This window comes from Shewanella sp. DC2-4, from assembly GCF_013248875.1.
Taxonomy (GTDB): domain Bacteria; phylum Pseudomonadota; class Gammaproteobacteria; order Enterobacterales; family Shewanellaceae; genus Shewanella; species Shewanella oncorhynchi.
The window spans coordinates 556,821-580,468 of record NZ_JABRVR010000002.1; the positions used below are offsets into that span (position 1 = coordinate 556,821).

Sequence of the window (23,648 nt, forward strand, 5' to 3'; positions counted from 1 at the left end):
CTTACTGATAAAAGTCTAATTGCATTCTATTTCTTTCACTGTAGAACTCCTATACTTAGCCAAAACCTGTGCCATAGCACAATCGATCCCTTATCTATTCAGTGAAATCTATATGAAGATCCGTTTTCTGCTCAGTAGTTTTATTCTTGCGTGCAGCAGTCTCACCGTTGCCACGACAGCGCATTCAGCCGATTCGGCCTCTGTCGCATATAAAAGCACCAAAACTCAATCGACAGCAAAAACGAAGCAAGCACCATTAAAGCAAGAAATTGCAGGCCGTAGTGCGATAGTCGTGGACTTAAAAACCAATGAAGTGCTTTATTCCAATAATCCTAATGCAGTAATGTCAATTGCATCTGTCACTAAGTTGATGACAGCTATGGTGGTGCTGGATGCAAAGTTACCTATGGAGCAAAAGCTTGCGGTAAACATTCGTGATACCAAAGAAATGAAAGGTGTTTATTCTCGAGTTCGTATCGGCAGTGAAATCAGCCGTAAAGAAATGTTATTACTGACCTTAATGTCATCAGAAAACCGTGCAGCTGCAAGTCTTGCACATCATTATCCCGGTGGTCATAAAGCTTTTATTAAGGCGATGAATGCCAAAGCAAAAGCGCTGGGAATGAAAAATACCCGCTATGTTGAACCTACAGGTTTATCCTATAAAAACGTTTCGAGTGCCAGTGATCTGATTGTATTACTTAAGGCCAGTGAAAAGTATCCTATGCTAGGCCAGCTGAGTTCGACCGAGAAGAAGACGGTTACCTTTGCCAACCCAAGATACAGTTTAGATTTTCGTAATACCAATCGTTTGGTTTATAAAGATAACTGGGATATTCATCTAACCAAAACAGGCTTTACGAATGCAGCAGGGCACTGCCTTGTGATGCGTACTGAAATGGCAAAACGCCAAGTGGCATTTGTCGTGCTCGATGCTTACGGCAAATATACTCATATTGCGGATGCTAACCGTTTACGTAACTGGCTAGAGACAGGCAAAGTCACTCCTATTCCTGCTGAAGCTAAGCAATACAAGAAACAACGTAGCCAGCAGCAATTAGCTAAGTTGAGTGAGACCTAGTTTCTCGGTTGCAGCTCTATAAAAGTACAAACATAACAGGCCAGATGAGCAATCAATCTGGCCTTTATGTTTTAACGCTTTGAGTTTCTACTCAATTTTGATAAATTTATGATGGATTTGAGCGTACCATAGTCGTTATTTTATGTTCTCAAGGATGACATTCGTGTGGATGTATTTTTAAAAAAAATTCAACTTATCTATTTTCCCTTCTTATTTCTCAGCCTGTTATTTGTTTCTGGTTACAGTTTTGTCCATTGGCTGTTGTTGGTTAACCTTGAGTTTTTTAGCCTAGATGAAGATATCGTTAATTTGTGGCTGCCGCAGATACTGTCTTGGTTATTGTCGATCATTTATATCCGACCTAGGCTAAAACGACTCAAGTTTGTTAAAGATAATTCGCGCTTTTTCTATTTATTGATCGCGGTGCAATTAATGGCTGTTCCTTGCATTGTTGCGCAGGAATATCTCAAGACTGCCACGGGGAAGTTAACGCAATTAGCATCGATACAAGAATTGTATCTCCATAAAAATACTCAGTATTATCAGTTGCAGCAATCTTATATTGATAAGACGCAAATTGGTTTGCAGCGAAGCCTAGAGGTTACAGGTAAACATAGTAGTCACTTAAATATGGCGCTGTATATCGCTATGCCGATTTTTGCAGAGCGTGCAGACAGTTGGCATGCTAATGCCCTCGCTTGGTATGGTAAAGTTTATCAGCAGGAGATCAGTAATCGACTTGAACCCAATGAGAAAGAAGCGCAATTCAAAGCGTTTTTGGCTAAATCCCTAAATGAGTTCAATGAGTTGGATCCCCAGAGTTTTGTTTACCTTGAACGATTAGCCCCATCCTCACTTCGTTCAGAGTTGCTCAGCGCTGCACAAAAAAGTCCGCTTTATCAAGCTGAACATCAAACGATTTTTATGCCCAAATTTGAGCCATTTGAGGCTCGTAATGGCCATAAGTTAGTGTGGATTTTTATCTGGTTTGTTGTTGGCGCTTTAGTCTGGTTTGTACTCTTACTGCGGGTCAATCTGGATGAGAAAAGCGTAAAGCCGAGACGCAAATAAATCACGCTCGGCCTTGGATTTAATAAAGTTTAGGCATGTTCAAACATTAAGAACAAGTAAACGATAAACAAGACTATATGAGTCGCGCCGTGCAATGCATTGGTGCGACCGCTGCTAAAGCTTACCTTACAGACCATTAAACTGGTGATTAACAGCACCATGTCGGCGGGTGACAGGCCTAAATGGACTTCTTGATCTATCACGCTGCCAATAATTAATACCGCGGGGACTGTGAGTGCAATCGTCGCGAGCACTGAGCCAAAATACAGATTCATCGCCCGCTGTAATTGATTGTTTAACGCGGCCTTAAAGCCTCCCACAGCTTCGGGGGATAAAATCAAGCAGGCCACAATAAAGCCCCCTAATGCCTGTGGAGCGCCTAGGGTAGCTACGCTGTAATTGATGGGCATAGCTAAGGTTTTTGCCAGCAAAATGACCACGAGTAAGTAGCCAATTAATAGAATCGTATGGTAAGCATTACTGCGCAGTATGCCGTGGTGTTCCTCATGGTCTTCATGATCGGCATCGACAAAGAAATGGCTGTGGCTCTTCGTCTGTACCACTAAAAAGACGCCATAGAGCAGTATCGAAATAATGATCAGCATCCAAGACATGGCTTTAGACATGCCGCCAATAGTGCCACCTTCGGTAAAATTGGGCAGTACTAAACAGAGTAGAGCGAGGGGAATAATCGCCACGAGATAGGATTTTACGCCATCTAAATTGAAATGCTGGGTATGGTAACGCCAGCCGCCAAGTAATAATGTAAAGCCCACTAAGCCATTGATGATCAACATGACTACGGCGAACATAGTGTCGCGCGCCATGACAGGGTTAGGTTCTCCGGTCAGCATCACGGAGGAGATCATCACCACTTCGAGTGAAATGACCGATAAAGTTAAGATTAAGGTGCCATAGGGATCGCCAAGCTTAATCGCTAGTGCATCTGAGTGGCGTACCACAGAGAAAATAGCCCAAGTCACTACACCCAATAGGGCGAGTGAAACGGGAATATAGGTCGAGAGGGCGGTGCCATCGGCGAGTAAGCTATCGCCACCGGTTTTAAAGAATACTAAGGTCAGTATTCCCAGTAGCAGGGCTAACTCGTCTTTCATAAATGTCTTCATAGGCAATTTGTCCTAAACGAAAAAAAAGGCCGTTAGTATAGACACTGGTTATGGCACACTTTGCATGAAACTTCCTTTAGATTTGGAGTTAAGGATAAATGTTTGAACTAGATCGCTTTTTAATCTAAAACCCCATTTTTAAGCTAGCCATGGTGTTCTGTTTTAATCAGCTTACCGAGTTGATCATAATGATTCCAATCCCCTGATTCTCGATCGCTGAGATAACTGCCTTCAGTGCGTTTTTCACCATTAGGCCAAAAACTTTGCCATAGACCTTCCTTGCGATCCCTAAGATAAGTGCCTTGTTCGGCTAACTTGCCATTGTTGTGGTAATAGCTGGCATCGCCTTCTTTTTGGCCTTTCACCCAGGTTTCAACGAGTTCTGGCTTACCGTTCTGGTGATATTGCTTCACTTGACCATCAAGCGAACCCTTAGCATAAGTTGCCTCTAATTTGAGTTGGCCGTTACTGTAATATTCTTTCGTTTGGCCATGGCTTTGACCCTCTAAAAACTCAGTGCTAGCAGCTTGCATCCCGTCCTCAAACCAGCTTTCCCACAGTCCAGTTTGATTACCTTTATCCATAGCCCCGCTGAGTTTTAGCTGGCCATTGTTGGGATAGTATTCGACATATGGGCCAGTTTTGTCATTTTTATCATAGGTTTCTGAGCGGTAAACCACTTGCTTAAAGCTGTAAAACTCTCGAATTCCATGGCGCTTGTTTTCCTGCCAATGGTTTTTTTGCTGGATATTCCCCTCGGGGATTGTGCCATAGGTAGGGTCTTTTTCTTCGTAGCGATAATCCGTCCATAGACCGGTTTTTTGGTCGTCCAGATACTCCCCTGTCACACGGCGGCGTCCGTGGTAATACTCTGCATAGTTACCATTAAGTTTGCCATTGGCGAAGGTTTGCTCCCGTTGTTTCAGGCCTTCGCTGTACTGTATCCATAGGCCTTCTTTATTGCCGTTTTGATATGTGCCTTCTTCATTGGGATCACCATTGGCATACCAGCGGGCGAAATGGCCATCAAGAGGGTAACGACTGGCATTGTCTTTTTTATCCCGTGCGTAGTGAGATACTTCCCGAGGTTTACCGTTATCGTAAAATGACTCATATTTTCCGACCCATTGGCCATCGATACGTTCGCCGCGCTCACTCACTGTGCCGTCGTCAAAATAGGTTTCTGATTTCCCTGTTGGTTTACCTTCAACGTATTGATCTAGCGTCCGCAGCTTGCCATTGTTGTGGTAACGGCGTGATTCACCGTGACGCTGCCCTTGTCGCCATTGCTCGGAGGATTGCAGCTTGCCAGCGTGATAGCGCTCAAATTGGCCATCCTTAATTCCCATGTTGTAGTGGCTTTTTTCGAGCAAATTGCCTTCGGTGTCATAACGCTCCGATGGTCCATGAAGCGGGTATTGGCCATTGTCAGCCAGCTTTGAGTCTTGGTAGTTACGTAATTCTCTAAGTTGGCCGTTGTTGTGAAAATACTTTTGCGTACCGGCGAGTTGATCCTGTTTATAGTTGAGAGCACTGGTGAGAATGCCCTCGGCATTAAAATATTGTTGTGGCCCGTCTAATGCACCATTAACATACTGTTCTTCAACTTGTAATTTACCTGCATCATTAAATTGCTGGCATTTCCCTTGGCGTTGCCCAGCGCTATATTGGCAGCGCCTGGCGAGTTCACCATTGGGGTAAAATGTCCGCTCTTCACCCTCGAGCAGATTGAGATTAAACTGGCTGCTGCTCGATTTAGTCCCGTCATCGAAAAAGGTTTCCCATGCTCCTTGGCGACGGCCTTCGGCATCGAAGCGGCCCGTCACTGTGGCTTGTCCATTGGGATTTTGTTCTAAATAAGAACCTGAGAGTTGGTTGTTCGCATAGCTCTGGCTTTGGGACAAGGTGCCGTTTTCATAGAAACTTTCCCATTTCCCGTGGCGCAGGTTATCGAGGTAACTTTCTTGGGCTTGCAGTTTGCCACTGGCATAGAAACGTTTTACTTGCTCCTTTTTACCGTCTTGATAGCGCGTCGTTTGGCTGAGATGGCCGCTGCTGTTGTATTCCTTCCATTCGCCCGTGGGCACGCCTTTGGCAAATTGCTGTTCCTCAGTAACTGCGCCGCTCAAATCGAACATATGCCAAGTGCCATCTTGATAACCCTGCTGATAGTTTCCTTCGACTAGCTTGCTGTTATTGGTATGAAATACTTGCCATTTACCATTAGGGATCCCCTCGGAAAACTGCCCTAAGGTATAGCCTTGGTTATCGCGCACTATGGCGATATCGCCATTTAAGGGCATGCCAGTGGCGAGATTGTAATAGCTGGGAATTCCGTCCTGTTGGCGGATTTCGACCATCATGGAGGAGAGATTTTGCGCTGCTTGTACATGGACACTGGTTAAGCTGGCTCCCGCAATCGCGAGGCTGATAAAGCGAAATGGCGTATTGAACATGCTGATTCCTTGCTCTGTTCTGGGTCTTAAGGCCGCGCGGTTTGCAGCCTATACAAGAATCCTAATTTTTTGCTGTTGAGTTTATTTATCGGGCTGTGCACTTATATACAGTGCACAGCGCCAAGGGTTAAGTTAATCGATTAAGCGAATATGCTTAGGCTAAAAAATAGGGAAAACATGGTCCGAGGTAATCACCGGCGGCGGTATTTCCCGATTTAAAAACTCGCCATGATGGAAGCTATTGATCACTTCTATCCAGCCATTATCCCTAAATTCGTATTGTTTACCATGAAGCCTGCTCTGCTCGTCATAATTAGCTATTTCAAGCACATAGTCTTCGGTATTACGCAGTTCCCAGTGGCCGACTTGTTTACCTTGGTCGAAGCGTCCGTACCAATAGTGTCTCTCAGGATTTGGCATTGGGTTGAAACCGAACTCACCATGGGTGTACACCCAGTCGCCATCCTGTTGCCCATTGCGGTATTCGCCCTTTTCATACAATTGGCCGTCAGTGGCGTAGCGTTGTACTAATCCTTCGGGTTTGCCATGGTTAAAGTTTATTAATTCAAGCAATTGCCCAGAACTTGTCTCATTACGGAACTCACCATCGAGCTCGCCTTGGGCATCATAGCTAAAGGTGAGGGTGGCATCTTCTTGTTGTTTCTTCCAAGCGCCAACGGGCTTGTCGTTGGCATATTGGCCGCGCTCGGCCACCCACTGTTCCCCTGTCTCATGGTTAATTTTCAGCATTTCGTAGGGGCCTTCGCGCTTGCCCTCTTTAAAATATTCCCGGGTAATGACTTTTAAGGTTTGAGTTCGGTTTAAGGTTTGCAGATATAAACCGGTCAATTGGTTATCGATATGCTCGCTGCGGCTGATTAACTCACCTTGCTCAAATGTTTCGTTGAGGACCCATTTTTTAAGTTTGTCCTCCTCTGTGTTAGAGGTAAGTTGACCCTCACTAAAGCGTTGATGCTTACGGTAAACCCAGTTGTTGTCTTGGTGTTTTTCTTCGGTTGAACTGAGCATTTCGCCCTTTTCATTGTATTTAATCGATAACTTCACATTCCATGGCGCCTCTATGATTTCCTTTTGGGCTATCTGGCCATTTTTAAAGTAATCCAGTTGTTCACCGACTTTATAATCATTGTGGTAGCGGTAGTGGCGCTTTACCTTGCCATCGTCGAAATATTCGAAGTAATCCCCGTGTTTCTTACCTTTGACATAAGCTTGGGTCGAAATGATTTTACCAAAGCCCCAATTGGTCTCGTTGCCATGTGTAAGCCCATCCACCATAGGGATTTCGACGTGTAAGTTGCCATTGTCATAGTACTGGGTAACACAAGTACCACTATTACAGACTTTGCCCCTAAGCTTGCCCTCGCTATCAAAAAGCTCGCTTATACCGACCTCTTTGCCATCTTTATAGGTCGTTTTGTACCGGATCTTCCCACCTTCCCAGTAACCCGTTTCAAGGCCTTGTTTAACGCCATTTTCATAGTGCGATTCAACATACAATTGGCCGGTGGCGATATATTTTTTGAGCAGGCCATGAAGTTGACCTTGCTCGTTGCGAAAGCCTTGTTCGTAGGGCTTGCCATCCTCAAAGTAGCATTGATAAGCACCGCGAAATTGTTCGCTTATGAGGGTTTTGCCAATTTTGTTATCGGCGAGGGCACTGGCGCAGAAAAGCATATCGTTATTTTTGTAATAAACTTCAGCCTTATAATTTCCGTCGATAACTTCGGTCGATTTTTTTAGATAGTATTGAGCCTGTTTTTCATCTTTGACAACCTTCCAATGGGCATCGAGTAACACCTTTTGTGCATTGGCATTGGCACTGGCACTGATAGTGATACAGATAAGTACCAGTGCTCCAAGGAGCAGTTTTACTGTAAATAGACGCATAACCGCTCCTTTTTATGGCAAAGGTTTAAAGGTGAATTCATAGGGGATGTCTACGGGGTTTTGAGAGAGAGTCATATAACTCACCTTCGCTGCAGGGCCCTCCACACTCAAATAGCGGCCATCGACCAGCGCCTCTTTAATCCGCAGTTCGGTGGTTTCGGGCAGTCGAATCGTTAGGGATTTGCCTTGGGCATCCTCGACTTTAAAGTAGTTCTTAAGATCTTTACTCGGCTCGTCACCATAACCGGTTTTTGTTAGCCAAGCTTGTAAATCGATTAACCAAGGACGTGGGTTAGCTGCCTGCTCTAAGGGTTGCCAACTGATATCACCTTGGCAATGGATTTTTCCTTGGATGTGTTTATCGTAGAAAAACTGCCGCTCGCGGTCGGGCGTCATCAGGGTATAGGCTGGTCCGTTTGGGGCATTATGCTCAAACAGCCAAGTGACTTCGTGTTTCCCCTCTTTAAAACCTTGTTCTATTTCAGGTTTACAGGCACTCGCTAATGCGGCTGACATAGGAATATACAGATTATGGCCATTTTCAGTCTCAGGTTTTATCCCTTGGATCGCACTGATTTCGGCGTTTGATGGCTCAAGATCTTGATAGAGGAAGTTATTGAGGCTCGAATCGCCAAACTCGCTTAGGGGATTGGCCAGATTTTGGTTGTAGTCGGTAAAGGTCACAAAGCGGATGTTCTTGGTTTGGCTTAACTCCGGCTGTGGCTGGCTCTCCAGTATTACAACGGTTTTAGGGATTTCATCTAGCTTAAGTAGCAGGGCGCGGGTGCTAAGGTGATGAGGATCATCGACACCGATTAATTCCCCTAGTAGTTCCTTATCCGTCACCGTTAACCATTTAGGATAATCACCATCGCGACGGGCTTCGGCCATCTTTCCTTTAAATTGCTGAAAAGGAAGGTTAATGTTTTTAGTCTTACTCTGCTTTGTCACGACTTTAAATAGCTTTGCCTCGGCGTCGAGCACCTGAATCGTGAGGCTCGCATCGCCAAAGGTATAGGGAGTGGCGACCAGTTCATCCCACGATTTTTCGACTATCTTATTGCTTTCGGGGATAAGGGTCAGCTTGGCGGTGATATGGTCTATCTGTTTGAGTTTATTGGCGGTGTTGTCCCAGCCTGTGGCGATAAGATCCACCGAAGACTCAATCGAGCGGTTGAAATTCATCGCCACACCTTTGCTGTGCTGCCAGAAGTGAATATCTATCGGATTTCCGCTGGCATCAAAGGCGGCTAAGTCTTCATAATTCACATTAGCAACCACATATCGCGGGCTCATATTATGCACAAAGCGCAATTGCAGCACTTCTGGCGTGTCAGCGCCCCATGGGCCAATATTATCAAGAATACCTTGCTGATCAGCTAATAAGGATTTTATAAAGTCCTTATCATGGGCTTTATATTCCCGCGGAACATCGCTAATCGGGTAGAGCTCTTTTTGCAGATCATCTATATCACGCTCCGCATCGTAGCGAGCGTCGGCATGCCAAAGCATGCTCATAATATAAGGGCTATCCTTGGGCGCCATGGCGATGCGGCGGGTGAGAGTACTGCCTTGCTGCACTTCCTGTTGAAAAAACGCCATGCTCTCTAACCAACCGGTTTTGCGGTTAAGCTCGAACTTGCCATAGGCCTTAAAGTTGTCTTTCTCACCTTGTACTACCGCAAATAACTTATCTTCGGTCACTCCCTCAACCGTCCAAGTTAGGCGTGCGTCCATGGGGGCGCTAATGCTATAACCCACGCGAGGCTCTAGCGCCACGGGCAAGGTTGGAGCCTGTTCAAACAGTGATTTAAGATTAGTCCAGTGCTCAAATAGCTCGATAACCTCTTTTTGATCCGCCTTCGCGATGGGCGTCAGTTGACGGACTTCACCCTTGCTGAACTCGACATTAAAGCCGTCTTTAACCAATTGGACGATTTCATTGGACTTGCTTTTAGGGTCGATATTACTCACCGGAATAGGCAAGCCATAGTCGCTTATTTGCAATAGGTTAGGTTGGAGAAAAAAGCGGGCGCTATGGGTTAACGGCGTCGTTAAGCTGGTCGCCTTACCCTCTGCATTCTGTAATTGGTAATCCAGCAGCAGTCGTGCTTGCAGCACTTTGCGGGTTTCAAAGCCATCATTGAGGTTTATGGTGGAGATAATCTGATATTCACGCTCTGTGGGTATGTTGGTATTAACTGAATTGGAGGGTGACGTTGAGTTATCGCAGGCGGCGAGCACTAAGGCTATGCCTAGTGCTGTTATACCGATTGCGGCGTTAACTGCCTTGTATTTCACTATGGCCATTCGTACTCCTTTGGCTACGCATGTTATTGAAATGTAAACTCATTAATCTTTTTCTGGCGACATTATACACAAAAAATATCTGAGGCATAAAAGAAAACCCAAACCAAGCTTGCTTGATTTGGGTTTGTGTTGATCGCGGTTTTGCTGCGCGAGAGTGGCTAACTCAATGGTGAGATGAGTGCCTAAAAAAGCCCAAGCTGATGGATTACAGCGAGAGGATCACGCTGGCAATTGCCGCACTCATGAGGTTAGCGAATACGCCAGCGGCAATGGCGCGAAAACCATTACGGGCGATAAATTCGCGGCGCTCTGGCACCATGCTACCCAGTCCACCGATCAAAATTGCCATGGTTGAAATGTTCGCAAAACCACACAGGGCGAAAGTCACAACGGCCTGAGAATGGGCGCTCAGTTGGTCTTCGACTTTCATTAACTGAATAAAGGCCACAAATTCATTCACCACGATTTTTTGGCCAATGAGTGAGCCTGCAGTAATGGCCTCATGCCAAGGAATACCCAGCAGCCACGCCATAGGGGCGAACAGATAACCGAGTAAAAATTCGAAGCTTAACTGGTAACCGAACCATTCCCCCACAGCGCCTAACATGCCATTCAGTAGGGCGATAACACTGACAAAGGCCAGTAGAGTGGCGCCAATCCCGACAGAAATCCGCATGCCAGACATAGCACCATCGGCTAAGGCTTCAACCACATTGGTGGCGCGTGGCAATTCGACAGAGGTGATTTCATCGGCACTATTTTTGTCATTGTCGCTAGGCGGCATGAGGATTTTAGCCATCAACAGACCCGCAGGTGCCGACATAAAGGCGGCGGCAATCAGATAGTTAAGATCGACACCTAAAGCGGCATATCCCACTAAGGTACCGCCCGCGACTGAGGCTAAACCACAGCTCATGACCGCGAAGAATTGCGAATCGCTCATGTGCTTTAAATAAGGTTTGATCACCAGCGGCGCTTCAATCATGCCGACGAAGATATTCGCCGTAGCAGATAAAGACTCGGCGCGGCCCGTGCCCAATAAACGCTGCAGACCACCACCAATAATGTTGATCACCTTAGGCATTAACCCAATATGGTACAGGGCTGAAATCAGCGCCGAGAAGAAGATGATGATACCTAACACATTGATCGCAAATACGAAGCCGACTTTACCCGTGGCGAGATCGCCAAACAGGAAACCAATCCCTTCGTTGCCGTAGGCTATCACGCTCGACACGCCCGCCGTAACAGACTGCAATACGGCCTTACCCGCAGGGACGTAGAGCACTAACAGGGCAAATATAATTTGTAGGCCTAGGGCTAAAATCACAGTGCGGTAGGGAATGTTCTTGCGGTTCACTGACAGTAACCAAGCAAAAAACAAGATACTAATCATGCCTAATATCGCGGTCATAAGGGGTTATTCTTTTGAGTTAAGGAAGAAGCCGCGCATTGTAGGCCGAGTCGCAGTAAGGGCAAGTCGAGGGCGTTACTGGGCTGTTACGATAAAATAGTCGAAAATAACAACAGTTTAAGTTGCTGTTTATGCAGGAGAATAAAAGCTATTTTAGCTACTGTTGCCCAGAGGAAATAATATTTGTGTCTGTGGCAATAATCGAAATCACGCCACAGACGACTTTAGGCTGGTGCAGTAGTCAGTGCTGGTTTGAAATGCAGCTTATGTGACTGCAGTTTAAGTTACTGTAGCTTAAGTGGCTGCAGTTTAAGTGACTGTCTTACCTAACCAAGGTTTGAGCTTTTTATCCCAGTAGGGCGGGTGGCCGATATGGGACTTTAAACACTCGATTATCACCTTGTACTTAGTCGGTAAATGGCGCCGCCTTGGGTAAACCACATAGACGGGCATCTGTTGCAGTGGTTTCCAATCGGGTAAGAGCTGGATCAGTTTTCCGCTTTGAAACTCATCACTGAGTAAATACGTTGCAACATAGCCTATGCCGCGCCCTGCAATCACCGCATTGCGCACGGCTTCTGCTAAATCGACACGGTAATTTCCCGCCACATGCACGGTTTGTTCTAGGTCATCCTTAGCAAAACTCCAGCGATCATAATTACGGCTCTTGCTTTGATAGATAACGCAATTATGTTGCGCTAACGCCTGTGGATGGTGTGGCACGCCATGCTTGAGTAAATAATCGGGAGAGGCGACCACCACAAAGTTAGTCTCGGCGAGGTGCTGGGCGATATAACCATCGTTCAGCTGTTCATGGTTAGTGATCCACAGATCCAGGCCTTCTTCTAGCATGTCGGCTTTATGGTCGAACAGGCTTAGCTCAAATCGCAATTCGGGGTATTTTTGCTGCAACACTTCCAGCGCGGGGATAATGTGTAAGGTGCCAAAGGACTGGGAGGAACCGAGACGAATCGTACCGCTAATGTCATCGCGGGCATCCAGCATAATCGCATCGGCATTTTGCGTCGCTTCAAACACTTGCTCACAGTAATGGGCAAACTGTTGGCCCGCGTCGGTTAGCACTAAGGTGCGAGTAGTGCGCTGGACTAACAGCAAGTTCAGCTCGGCTTCCAGTGCGCCCAGCTGCTTGCTGACATAGGAAGTCGAGGTTTTTAACTTGGCCGCCGCTTGGGTAAAACTACCACTGGTCACCAGAGTGTGGAATATCACCATCTGGCTAGCTCTATGTTGTATCACGCTAGGCCCTCTAGAATCTAAATCGCTATTTTAAGCTAGCCTTGCCCTAACCGACAGCCGTTTGTGCCGATCGTGTGCTATTTCAAAACAAACTTACCAAACGGCAAACGTTAAAGTCAGTTGCCCTAAGTGCGATTCTTACTTTACTCTTGAGTTAAATCTTAACACCCACAAGCTAGGGAAGACGTGTTACCTGTGGTTAGCTTGTTCAATGGAGGAATAACGATGACACAACAAGACAAGCAAGCCTTAGCAGAAACAAGTCAGATACATGCCCAGAAAGTACAACCGATACCGCAGGAAGCCTTTGACTGGTATGACGAATATGCCCATGGCATTATCGATCGCCGTGAGTTTATGGGGCGGCTCGCAGGATTGGTGGCGCTAGGTTTTACCATGACGATGCTCACGGGCGCACTCTTGCCGAACTATGCCCTCGCCGAGCAAGTCTCCTTTAACGATCCCAGTATTCAAGCCAGCTATGTTAAGTTTCCCTCGCCAAATGGTTACGGTGAAGGGCGCGGCTACTTAGTCATGCCCGATGAGTTATTGCTCGCGGGCAGTGCCGCAGGTGAGCCGAAAACCTTAGATCTCAGTAAAAAAGCCGCTGTGGTATTAGTGGTGCACGAAAATCGTGGCCTTAATCCCTATATCGAAGATGTGGCTCGCCGATTAGCCGCGCAGGGGTATATCGCCTTCGCCCCCGATGCACTTTATTCCCTAGGTGGTTATCCGGGCAATGATGATGCGGGCCGCGCCATGCAAAGCAGTTTAGACAGAGCCAAAATCGAGCAAGACTTTATTGCCGCTGCGCAGTTTTTAAAATCCCATCCTCAAAGCAATGGCAAACTCGGTGCCGTGGGGTTTTGTTTTGGCGGTTATATCGTCAATATGCTGGCCGCCACGATTCCCGATGAGCTTAATGCTGGTGTACCTTTCTATGGCACGCCAGCCGCTGCGGAACTGCGTAGCCGAGTAAAGGGACCGCTAATGTTGCAGTTTGCTGGGCTCGATCAGCGGGTAAACGACACTTGGGCCGAGTACGAAACTCAGCTAAAAGCCAACAAAGCCGATTATGTCGCTTATCTTTACCCGAATGTGAATCACGGTTTCCATAACGACTCCACTGGCCGATACGATAAAGCCACCGCCGAACTCGCTTGGGCGCGCAGCTTAGCCTTCTTCGATACTCGACTGCGTGGCTAAGTGAAAGTGAAGCTCCGCTTACTCTGATCCCGCTTACTTTGATTAAGTCGATGAGTGACCGATTCTCGCACTCTATATCATTCAAGCAAAAGCCGACGCTAGCGTCGGCTTTTATCTTAAATCTCCCACATACCTATGCGGTTTTTATCTTAAATCTCCCACATATCTATGTGGGTTAGTCGTGCTCGAGGATCACTTCTTTTAAGCTTTGGATGGTTTTCACATCGAGATTACCAGCTTGTGTGCTCCAGGTGAGTCTTAGGTAATTGGCTAAGTCTTTAATCTGCTCGTCGCTTAACTCATCAGCATATCCCGGCATAGCATAAAAGCTGGTGGTGGCGTTGTAATGCTGGCTCTGAATACCTTTTAGTATCACGGCGACGATATTGTGTGGACTCGCTTTATCTAAGGTGGCGTTTCCTGCCATCGCAGGGGCGACATTAGGACGACCTTCACCATTTTGACCATGGCAACCGGCGCAGTAACCTTTGTAGAGCGTATAGCCTGGCAGTTCAGGTTTATGGCCGTTAAAGGTGAGCGGATCCGGTTTAAGATCATCGTCGTTATCGAGCAGATAACTGCTTACCGCGCGCATATCATCATCGGTTAAGTGGCTAAAGCTGTGATACACCACGGGATACATGCCGCCAAAGACAGTACCTTTGCGGGAATAGCCTTGCGTAAACAGTGATTTAAGATCCTCATGGGTCCAGTTCTGTCTGTTAAGCTCAGCGGGGCGAATGTCCGATGCTTCTAGCCCTTCGATAATCGCGCCCTCAAAGTGCTTGTCCTGCTCCATGGCAAACAGCGTGTCTCTTGGGGTGTGGCATTCACCGCAGTGCCCTAGGGCATTGACTAAGTAATTGCCGCGGTTCCAATGTTCGCTTTTTTCCTTGCTCGGGGTAAATTCCTTAGCATCGTGTGCGACTAAGTTCCAAGCTTTTAAGCCAAAACGCAGGTTAAACGGAAAGTAAACATCATTGTCGCGATTGGCTTGTTTGATGGGTTTAGTACTCATCAAATAGGCATAAATCGCCTGAGTGTCTGCGTCCGTGAGCAAACTGTAGGAAGTGTAAGGCATAGCAGGATAAAGGTTGCCGTTGACGCCAACACCGTGGTGCATGGCATCAAAAAACTCCTCGTAACTGTATTTGCCAATCCCGGTTTCTTTATCTGAGGTGATATTGGTTGAGTACACAGCGCCAAAGGGCGTTTCGAACGGCAAACCGCCCGCGAGTTCGCGCCCACCCACCGCAGTATGGCAGGCAACACAGTCGCCTATCTTCATCAGATACGCGCCGCGTGCGATGTCGTTATTTGTATTGCCACCTTCATCGGCAACGCTGCTGGAACAGGCGAGCAAACCTAGCCCTAAACTCAGGAGTAGATTGTGACTCAACAGATTTTTTATCCTACTAATGTACGAGAAATTGCGCTGGAAATAGCGCAGATTGGCTGATGTCATCACAGGGTTAGCCCCTTAGTTTTGAGGATCAGATCTTTGACCGCCGCATAGTATTTTACGTAGCCAGTACAGCGACATACGTGTTCACTCAAAGCATCTTCAACGACTTTTTCAACTTGATCTTTAGCGATAGGTTGTCGCTCTAATCGCTCAAGCAGCGCGGTCGATTCGTTGACAAAGCCTGAGGTACACCAGCCACATTGAAACGAAAAATGCTCCAAAAAAGCCTCTTGTACTGGGCTTAGGGCGGTGATTTCGCCAAGGGAGTTTTGTCTAGCATGACCTTCAACAGTGCGGACGCGTTTACCATTGAAACGCTCTACACCATTGATGCAGGTACGCACCACTTCGCTCATGCCTTGCTCGTCGTCGACGATCACTGTACAGGCGTGGCATACGCCTGCGCCACAACCAAACTTAGTGCCTGTGAGGTTTAAGTATTCGTGTAGAAACTCAATCATCATCACACCATCGGCGACTTCAATCGGGCCTACGGCTTGGTTATTAATGGTCAGTTTAATAGACTGGCTCATGCCATGGCCTCCTTAATTTTTTTCGCTGTCATAGGTAAATCGTAAAAGCGGACATGGGTCGCTTGATACACGGCTTCAATCAGCGCCGCGACCACAGGGATCATCACGACTTCGGCGATACCACGGCTAGGATCGTTATCAGATAACTGCGGCAATATGGTATGACGTTGATCCCACACGCCCACATGCCGCGCTAACGGCACCTGATAGCGATTGAGGTTCCAGGTACCATTGCCAGCGCCTGCTTCAAATGGCGGTAAGCCTTCATGCAGTGCATGGCCAATCCCCATCGCAAGACCACCTTGAATTTGCCCTTCGACTAATTCTTTAACAATCACTTTGCCCGCTTCTAACCAAGTATGAGAACTCAGCAGCGTGACTTCGCCATTGCCTTCGTTTACGGCCACTTCAACCAAAGTGGCGCAGGGGGCGTAGTAAGTCACCATGGCATTGTTCAGTTCGGCCTTGGGATAACTCATGGCTTGACGATCGATCAAGTGATAGCCGTTAGACTTCATGCTGGCTTGGCGCGCTTTGATACTCATAGTCGTGTCGGAGGTGGCCGCAAACGTCGCATTGCCTTCGCCGTATTGCAGCGCCAGCGCATCGAGTGCTAAACGCTCTTTAGTGCCAAGAATGTCGAAATCGGCTTCGGCCCAAGCCCAGCGATTAAAGGCATGGCCCATCACGCCGACCACTAAACCCATATCGTGGGCGCGTTTAGCGAGAATATCGATAGAAAGTGGCGGAAAGCCCAAGGCAGTTAGCTTGCCATCGACCCAGCGACCATCCCGTGAGTTATGCAAATTAGTCGACCCCATTGGCGTATTAAAATACAACTCGTTCCAAATTGATACCGCCGCAGGCCATAGGCCGTGGCGATAGATAATATCGGCGGCGATGCGGGTAACATGGCTTTGGTAATAGGCCGACATAGACGCCGACGATGCCATGGCTTTAACCGGTGTCCAGCGTGGATTGGCCGCCATTTCATCTTGGCGTTGCTGCGAAATAATATAAGGATTATCGGTTTGCACTAATTGCATCGCATCCCAAATATCCACTTCGGCGAGTTTTACCTCATCGGCAAAGTTGCCAAGGGCATCGCTGATCACAACGGCTTGGGAGGTTTGCGTGCCTGTGCCCATTTCGATAAAGCCGATTTCTAGGGTGATTTTTCCGTCTTTAGCTAGGCGAACCGCCGCACTTGGTGCTGCTGCGCCCGTACCATAATCTTTGGTGGCGATACCAAAACCGACGCCGTAACGCATCCCCGGATGTTTGGCCTCATAGTCCTTTTTATTCACCGCGCGGTTTTGCCACACGGGAGCTTGCTCGGCCATCTCGAGCATTTCGCGGTAACGTAAAGTACCGTTAGGAATCGCGCCTTGAGTGTTGCGCTGGCCGGATTCCATCACGTTGGCGGCGCGCAGTTTAAAGGGATCAACCTTTAGCTCGTCGGCGATCTCATGGATCATGCATTCCATCGCCGTCATCGATTGCAGCGTGCCATAACCGCGCATCGAACCCGCATCTGGGTTACGCGACGCATAGGCGGTGGCGATAATATCGTTGCGCGGCGTGTAATAAATGCTTTGCATCGCTGTCGCGCCAACTGAGGTCACAGACGGGGTAAAGTTGACTCGTCCGCCGCCATCGACTGTCATCTGCGAAGTTAAGGCTTGGATTTTTAAGGTCGATTTATCCACCGCTAAGCGGCTTTTCATGATGAACGGATGACGCTTAAGGCCAGACTGGAATTGTTCGAATCTGTCATTGGCGAGTCGGATTGGCCCTTTGGCATAAACGGCCGCGATCACGCCGTAATAAGGAAATATCGAATGGTCTTTCGCGCCAAATCCACCGCCGATATAAGGCGAATGCACCACCAGATGTTTTACCTTGCCTGCCAGTGGGCTAGATAACAGCATGTGCACTGCCATCTCTTGAAAGTCCTGCGGCGACTGCGAGGTAATCACAGTATGGAATGTTTGGCTAGCCGCATCATACCAGCCGTTAAAGGCTTCGGGTTCCATCATCATAGGATCGATGATCTGGGTGCGATATTCCCGCTCTAGCACTTGCCATTGTTGATTGGCTTGGGCGCTAGCAATCTGCTTATCTATCTCACCCGCATAATAAAGCCCGCGCTCAGACACTGTCCCTTTGGCATTCGGATTGCCTAACCATTCTGGTTTGCGATCTTTTACGCTGGGGAAAAATAGCCCATCGTGGAGCGGGCTATATAAATCTTCCCGTGCGCCATTTTCACCTTCCACTCGAATAAGGCGCCAGCTGGCGTACGGGTCTTTGGTGTCCGATACAAACGGCGTTTGCTCACCAAAGCGCAGTAAGGTCTGGTCAAATTGCAGCAAGGACTTAGCTTGCTTAAAGGCGGGGAAACTGTCGAACAACAATATCGCCACCGCATGACCTAAGTAGTCGGCGGTTTGCCCCTCGGCCAGTAACATGTTGTCACCGTAAAAATCGGGCAGCTTGATTTTATCACGGGCCAGATCGGCTGCGGTGATCACTTTATAGGGCTTAGCCGACGCGGGCAGGTGGTCGAGGGAAAAGCCTTGATAAACATGGGAGGCATCGGCGGCGCGAAGGATAAAAGCGTAACCTTGCTGCTTGGGCCAGCCCTCCATGTCCATAGCGCGGTAATCACGGCCATAGACCTTTTGGCCTGTGACCTTAGCTATGCCGTCATTACGAAACTTAGGTTTGGATTGACCATTAACCTGAGTTTGCCATTGGGCTGCCAGTTCAGGTGAGACAATCGCCGCATTAGCGCGACTCATTTCCCACAACAAAGGGGCCGAATATACGGCAACCCCGCCAATCACACATTGCTTAATAAAGGTCCGGCGTGACGTATTAGATGGTTCCATATCTCAACCTCAGTTGTGCTTCCGTGTAATATCAGCCGCGCTGCATGGTATCGCCCGATATAAGCTTGTTGTCGATCGACTTTTTATTGATTGTTGCGACATAGCTTTGATAAACACTGAATGTAAATTTACATTAGCCACGTTAGCATGTAGGGCCGAAAATGCAAATTTAGGCGGTTAATCGTTGCAGTTTTGACCAAGCTAAATCAGAGTGTAAAACCCGTGTTATCAGGCTTCTGCAGTGATGTTCGCACTGTGATTCAACTCAGTTACGTTATGGCTGAATTTTGCTCAGTGCTCTTTGTTCGAGCCCTTGAGCAATGAGCTCAATTGGGGCTTATTCGCATGTCGAAATTGGCTCGCTTGCCAAAACCAAACCGCCTGACACCGCGAGACTTCATGTCACTGCAAGATCAAGAGATAGTGTTATTTGATGGCGATTGGTTTAGTCACATGTATTCATATCGACATTGTTAAATCAGTGCTTGCTTAATCACTTGATTTGTAATGCTAAAGTTATAGACAAGTGTACGCTATGTCGCTATCTTAGGTTTTTAACAAGGATGAGCTTTAATCGCGTACCCGTGATTCGAGTCACTTGCATCAGGACGATGTGTCTTTTCTCTTTCTTAGATACCCAACTCCTCCTGCAAATTGGTGAATATGCTTTGGCACTTATGCTTGTTGCCATAGTGCTTATTGGCATTTTGCTCAATGTTCAGCAGTGAACGTTTTGAGTTGGTGCAACCTTGTTTTGATTGATGGCTTGGCTGACAGGTGTTGGCTAAGTGCGGTAGCAATGGGGAAGCTTTGTCGGTTCACAATTTGTCGTTTCACAAAGTAGTGAACTGGCAGTTTTGCGGCCTAGCGGCCGAGGTGAATCAAGGTCGTGGGTCTTCAACCCACACCCGACCAAGGAGGACTGCTCGTCCTATCCTCCTTGGATGCTCCAAGACGCCCCTAACGGAGTTGAAAGCCCCTTGTGCTCATTGCCAAATTTGCTATCGCTTCCGAAGGATGCGTCCCTGCACCTGCGAAAGCTAGCTCGCCATCCATGGCGAGACTCACGCAATTTGCCTATTCGCCCTGCGGCAACTCCGAGGGGATGGGTGGCATTTTATAGTTGGAGTTTATTTTGAGTTTGAAGTCTTTTGTAAAACTCAAAAAGGAATCGAAAATATCTTACAGGCTAAGCCTGCTGATGAACCGGTGAGATCCCGGCGAAAAGATAATCCATAAACTAGTAAAAGGAATTTATTATGACCGTAAAACATACACCTACAGGCGTTGTTCACAAAGGGACTAAAGGCGGAAGTACAGGCTGTGGCACTGATACTAAAAAAAAATGCTGATCATTGGACTCAATCAGCTGAGCGAATAACTTGCGATAAAAATGGCTGTAAAAACTGATGTAAGCATTTTCTGTTAACAATTTTTCTGCGATGCGGCCTAGTGGCTGATGTGGATTAAGGTTGTTGTCCCACAATGCAGTAAGTAAGGAGGATTGGCCGTCTTATCCTCCTTATATCCACCATGAAGCCTAACGGAGTTAAAAGCCCTTTTTACTCCGGCTTCTATGAGGTATCGCTTCCCCTCGAAAGCTAGCCTAACGCGGCGTGAGACTTATGACTTCGTCTTATATAGAAAACACTCGGCGGTTTGGATCCATGCACTTTTTGTACATTGGTAGGTAATAAAATGAAATTAAAAAAACTAGTAATTAACAATTTTCGTGGTATTGGATTTGCCGAGATTAACCTTGAAAACTTCACCACACTTGTTGGGCCAAATAATATTGGTAAATCTACTATTCTCAATGCGATACATTTAGTTTTAGATAATAAAAAGCCAAAACTAGAAGACTGGCCTGCTCAGCAATCGTCAGGAGAAGTTATGGACATTATCTGTGAATTTGGAGACCTCGAAGATTGGGAGAAAAGAAAGTCAGCGATTTCAACTCTGTTACATGAAGACTGTTTAAAAGTAAAAATGTCAGCGTGGTGGAACACTGAACAAACCGATTATTCTTATGAATATTCGGTGTACTGCGTTGAAACGCAGTACCCTTGGTCAGATCTGAGCCATTCTAAGGCTAAAGTTGACGACATATGCAAACCAATTTTAAAAGAACTAGGTATTACAAAAGCTGATGAATACAACGAAAGACAAGCTGATTTGGTGGCTTACGTTGTCGAAAACTCACCTGAATTAATAGTATCGTCTGAAGATTGGCATGTTAAAAAATTTGCTAATTCCTTACAGCAAGCAGTACCTCACGTGATGTATGTTCCAGCAAGTTTTAAAATAGAAGATGAGTTGAAAGCTACAAATAATAGTCCTTTCTCGTTCCTATTTACTAATAAGCTTTTTCCGAAAGTTAAAGGAGATAAAAGCTATTCAGCATATATTGAAAAAGCTACGGAACTGCAAGATAAATTAAAGGGGAAAGCTGGAGATGGTTCAATAATTGAGGGATTGGCGGAGGCTCTTGGTGAAGTGTCAAAAACACTCAATCAGATATTAGATTTTGACTCAAAGGTTAAACTTGCTGTTGGTGATATAGATGTTGAACCTTTGTTTATGAAAGCTGCAACTTTTTTAATTGATGATGAAATAGAGACAAGTCTGCAGTATCAAGGAAGTGGTGTGCAGAGAGCTTTAGCATTTGCAATGCTAGAGGCTAATGCTGAGGTTGAGTCATCTGTTCAAGGAGAGCAGAGAACAGTTGTGGTTCTATATGAAGAACCAGAGTTATATATTCATCCTCACTTAATGCGTAGACTTAAGAATACTCTACAAACGCGTTCAGAGTCATCTAAGTGGCAGGTTATTTGTTCAACGCATTCACCTTTTTTGATTAATATTGCTGACAAACCCGAATCATTGAAACTCATAAAGAAAAATGCAGGAAATGCTCGAGTTGTGCACCAAGTATCCTCGACTATTTTTGAAATTACTGATGAGTACAATGAAAGAGATATATTGAGGGCTGCGTTAGACTTTCATCCAACTGTTTGTGAAAGCTTATTTGCAAAAAGAGTTGTAATTGTGGAGGGGGACACTGAAGTCGCAGTATTCAGCATGATTTCTGAACTTGCAGAGATGCTAGGTGTTCAAAATAGCCTTGATAAGGACACTACCGTTATATCAGCTGGCGGAAAATGGACAATTACTGCCTTGGTTAAGATATTGAATGCATTGCAAATAGATTATAGAGTGATTCACGATGCTGATCGCAAAAACCTTACAGATGCTGAGTTGTTAGAGAAAGCAGCAATTCATCCATTTAAAGCTAATGCAAAGATTGCGTCTGTCGCAAATGCTAATAGCGTTTTCATAGTTGATGATACTTTTGAACATGTTTTATGGGATCAAGTCGAGGGTGAAAAAGCTAAATCTACTGATAAGCCATATAACTCATGGAAACGTGTTCGAGATTATATTGATGGAAAAGTTGAGCTGACGGAAAGGTGTAAAGCGACTTTGAAAGAGATCGTGACATTTGCATTTGCAAAATAATGATATGGATAGTGTAATGTAATCAACATGATTTTGGAGCTGCATTCATACTAGAAATAAAAAGAGCAGACATAAATCTTTATTGTGAAGAGTTAATTACAAGACCGCAGACTGCAACCATCCCTTGCGAAGTTGTCGAAATGCGGAGATAAAAATGTTGTGCTGACATCATGGATTATGGCGCAGACTCCCGGGGCACATTGATGGCCATCTGAGCCGTTAGGCGATTTTTTGGAGTATGAGATAGGTCATCAATACATGTAACTTCGCTAGGGGAGATGCAAGAGGGGGGATTGCTGTTGATCCCCTTCTTGCCCTGATGTGGGATGGAATTCTATAATTTTTATTTTGTTATTTATTTCAAAAGATAAAGTTTGCAATAGCTCGAAACAGAGCAGATTTATTGGAGGTAAATTGAAGTTTTTAGTGATTATCTTCGGCATAGCTGTGTCGATATTTATGCATGGAAGTGGGTTGTCTGTCGATAGCAAATGGTGGTGGGATTTACTGTTATCTTTCAATGTAAAAGCGTTAAGTGAAAACTTGGGGATGGTTGTATTTTGCTTTTGGATACATCTTCCACTGATGATCATATTTTCTTTAGCATGTGCTTTGATTATTAATCGAGTTGGGTATCCAAGGTATTTTATTTACTCTGTGTTAGGTACTTCATTTTTTACATTTGTTGTGCTGCCATTAATGCCTGTTTTCGATGTGTTATTAGCTGGCGGGATGAGTCCATTACGTTTTATCGATATCTTTGTAAAAACACTCATGTTTCTGACCTTGTTCTTTGTTTTTAATATACTTATGAAAAAGTATAATGGGTTGAATTTATTGGGTTAATTTTCACTTTCAAGATGTTTCGCTGACTGTGTTTATTGATTTATTTTAGGGATGATTTAAGAGTTTTATGAAAAAAATTAGTTTTTTGGGTATGAGCATAGTGCTTGCTTTGACACTTGTTATCGGCCTTGCAGTTGATTTTATAGTTGAATTTAAGTCTGAATCGATTTTTATGCAGATGAATATTTTTAGCTTCAAGTTATTATTTTCGTTACTTAGCATGCTTTGTGTATATATTGCTATTGCAGTCACTTTTAATTTTAAAGTGTTACCTATGCTTATAGGTAAAGATTATCCGTCAAATTACTTTAGGTGGTCTAAGTTTCGATATCTAGAAGTTTTCTTTTTATTTAACTTATGGTCTATGGGTGATCTACAATATTTCACCGTCGTAATAGTTAATTTCGCTTTGGTTGAGTTGATACACTTATATTTAGTTTATAAAAGTATCAATAATAAGCTTGAGTCTACTATATAAATTGGTAAGTTGAGGACAATAAGGCGTGTGGAGTTGGCATAACTCTTTCAATGCGAAAAGTTAACTCTAAATGCCACAGAAGT

The 23,648-nt window shown here is 45.7% G+C and carries 14 protein-coding genes; 5 read left to right on the forward strand and 9 right to left on the reverse strand.

Features of this window, described 5'->3' with window-relative positions; all coding sequences use genetic code 11:
* Positions 1-112 precede the first annotated feature (112 nt).
* Together pbpG and HQQ92_RS03085 are read left to right on the forward strand one after the other, a co-directional pair.
* On the forward strand, positions 113-1,081 hold the full coding sequence (gene pbpG / locus HQQ92_RS03080; protein WP_105251600.1) for a D-alanyl-D-alanine endopeptidase: 969 nt from the start codon (positions 113-115) through the stop codon (positions 1,079-1,081).
* A gap of 165 nt (positions 1,082-1,246) precedes the next feature.
* Positions 1,247-2,152 carry a hypothetical protein gene (locus HQQ92_RS03085; RefSeq protein WP_254306296.1) on the forward strand — a complete coding sequence of 302 codons (906 nt, stop codon included), beginning with the start codon at positions 1,247-1,249 and terminating at the stop codon, positions 2,150-2,152.
* Positions 2,153-2,181: 29 nt separating this feature from the next.
* Here HQQ92_RS03085 and HQQ92_RS03090 read toward each other — a convergent pair whose 3' ends face one another.
* From HQQ92_RS03090 to HQQ92_RS03115, 6 genes are all read right to left on the reverse strand, one after another.
* Positions 2,182-3,279: a calcium:proton antiporter gene (locus tag HQQ92_RS03090; protein ID WP_025008445.1), complete on the reverse strand. Its 1,098-nt coding sequence runs from the start codon at positions 3,277-3,279 to the stop codon at positions 2,182-2,184.
* A 143-nt stretch (positions 3,280-3,422) separates the two neighbouring features.
* Positions 3,423-5,735 (reverse strand): toxin-antitoxin system YwqK family antitoxin, encoded by a 2,313-nt coding sequence (locus HQQ92_RS03095; RefSeq protein WP_173243008.1) that lies wholly within the window; start codon positions 5,733-5,735, stop codon positions 3,423-3,425.
* Positions 5,736-5,894: 159 nt separating this feature from the next.
* On the reverse strand, positions 5,895-7,643 hold the full coding sequence (locus tag HQQ92_RS03100) for a toxin-antitoxin system YwqK family antitoxin (protein WP_173243011.1): 1,749 nt from the start codon (positions 7,641-7,643) through the stop codon (positions 5,895-5,897).
* Positions 7,644-7,655: 12 nt separating this feature from the next.
* The gene (locus HQQ92_RS03105; protein ID WP_173243014.1) at positions 7,656-9,953 is read right to left on the reverse strand and encodes a hypothetical protein; all 2,298 of its coding nucleotides are present in this window, start codon (positions 9,951-9,953) and stop codon (positions 7,656-7,658) included.
* Positions 9,954-10,158: 205 nt separating this feature from the next.
* A complete protein-coding gene (locus HQQ92_RS03110) occupies positions 10,159-11,367 on the reverse strand; it encodes a NupC/NupG family nucleoside CNT transporter (RefSeq protein WP_105251603.1) in 1,209 nt (402 codons plus the stop codon).
* A gap of 309 nt (positions 11,368-11,676) precedes the next feature.
* Positions 11,677-12,624: a LysR family transcriptional regulator gene (locus HQQ92_RS03115; RefSeq protein WP_173243017.1), complete on the reverse strand. Its 948-nt coding sequence runs from the start codon at positions 12,622-12,624 to the stop codon at positions 11,677-11,679.
* Positions 12,625-12,849: 225 nt separating this feature from the next.
* On the opposite strand from HQQ92_RS03115, the gene HQQ92_RS03120 reads away from it, so the two are divergent.
* Positions 12,850-13,830, forward strand: a complete 981-nt coding sequence (locus HQQ92_RS03120; RefSeq protein WP_173243020.1) for a dienelactone hydrolase family protein — start codon at positions 12,850-12,852, stop codon at positions 13,828-13,830.
* A 175-nt stretch (positions 13,831-14,005) separates the two neighbouring features.
* Here the strand turns inward: HQQ92_RS03120 and HQQ92_RS03125 are convergent, their stop codons facing one another.
* Genes HQQ92_RS03125 through HQQ92_RS03135 form a run of 3 tightly spaced genes read right to left on the reverse strand, consistent with a single transcriptional unit; the run spans position 14,006 to position 18,722 of the window.
* On the reverse strand, positions 14,006-15,295 hold the full coding sequence (locus HQQ92_RS03125) for a cytochrome c (protein ID WP_173248562.1): 1,290 nt from the start codon (positions 15,293-15,295) through the stop codon (positions 14,006-14,008).
* Positions 15,295-15,828 carry a (2Fe-2S)-binding protein gene (locus HQQ92_RS03130; RefSeq protein WP_006082848.1) on the reverse strand — a complete coding sequence of 178 codons (534 nt, stop codon included), beginning with the start codon at positions 15,826-15,828 and terminating at the stop codon, positions 15,295-15,297. The genes HQQ92_RS03125 and HQQ92_RS03130 overlap by 1 nt, the downstream gene beginning before the upstream one ends.
* Positions 15,825-18,722 (reverse strand): xanthine dehydrogenase family protein molybdopterin-binding subunit, encoded by a 2,898-nt coding sequence (locus tag HQQ92_RS03135; protein WP_173243023.1) that lies wholly within the window; start codon positions 18,720-18,722, stop codon positions 15,825-15,827. Before HQQ92_RS03135 ends, HQQ92_RS03130 begins: the two co-directional genes overlap by 4 nt.
* 1,698 nt (positions 18,723-20,420) lie before the next feature.
* Between HQQ92_RS03135 and HQQ92_RS03140 the strand changes: the two genes are divergently transcribed.
* Together HQQ92_RS03140 and HQQ92_RS03145 are read left to right on the forward strand one after the other, a co-directional pair.
* Positions 20,421-22,241, forward strand: a complete 1,821-nt coding sequence (locus HQQ92_RS03140; protein WP_173243026.1) for an ATP-dependent endonuclease — start codon at positions 20,421-20,423, stop codon at positions 22,239-22,241.
* Between the two features lie 414 nt (positions 22,242-22,655).
* On the forward strand, positions 22,656-23,087 hold the full coding sequence (locus HQQ92_RS03145; RefSeq protein ID WP_173243029.1) for a hypothetical protein: 432 nt from the start codon (positions 22,656-22,658) through the stop codon (positions 23,085-23,087).
* Positions 23,088-23,648: the final 561 nt, after the last annotated feature.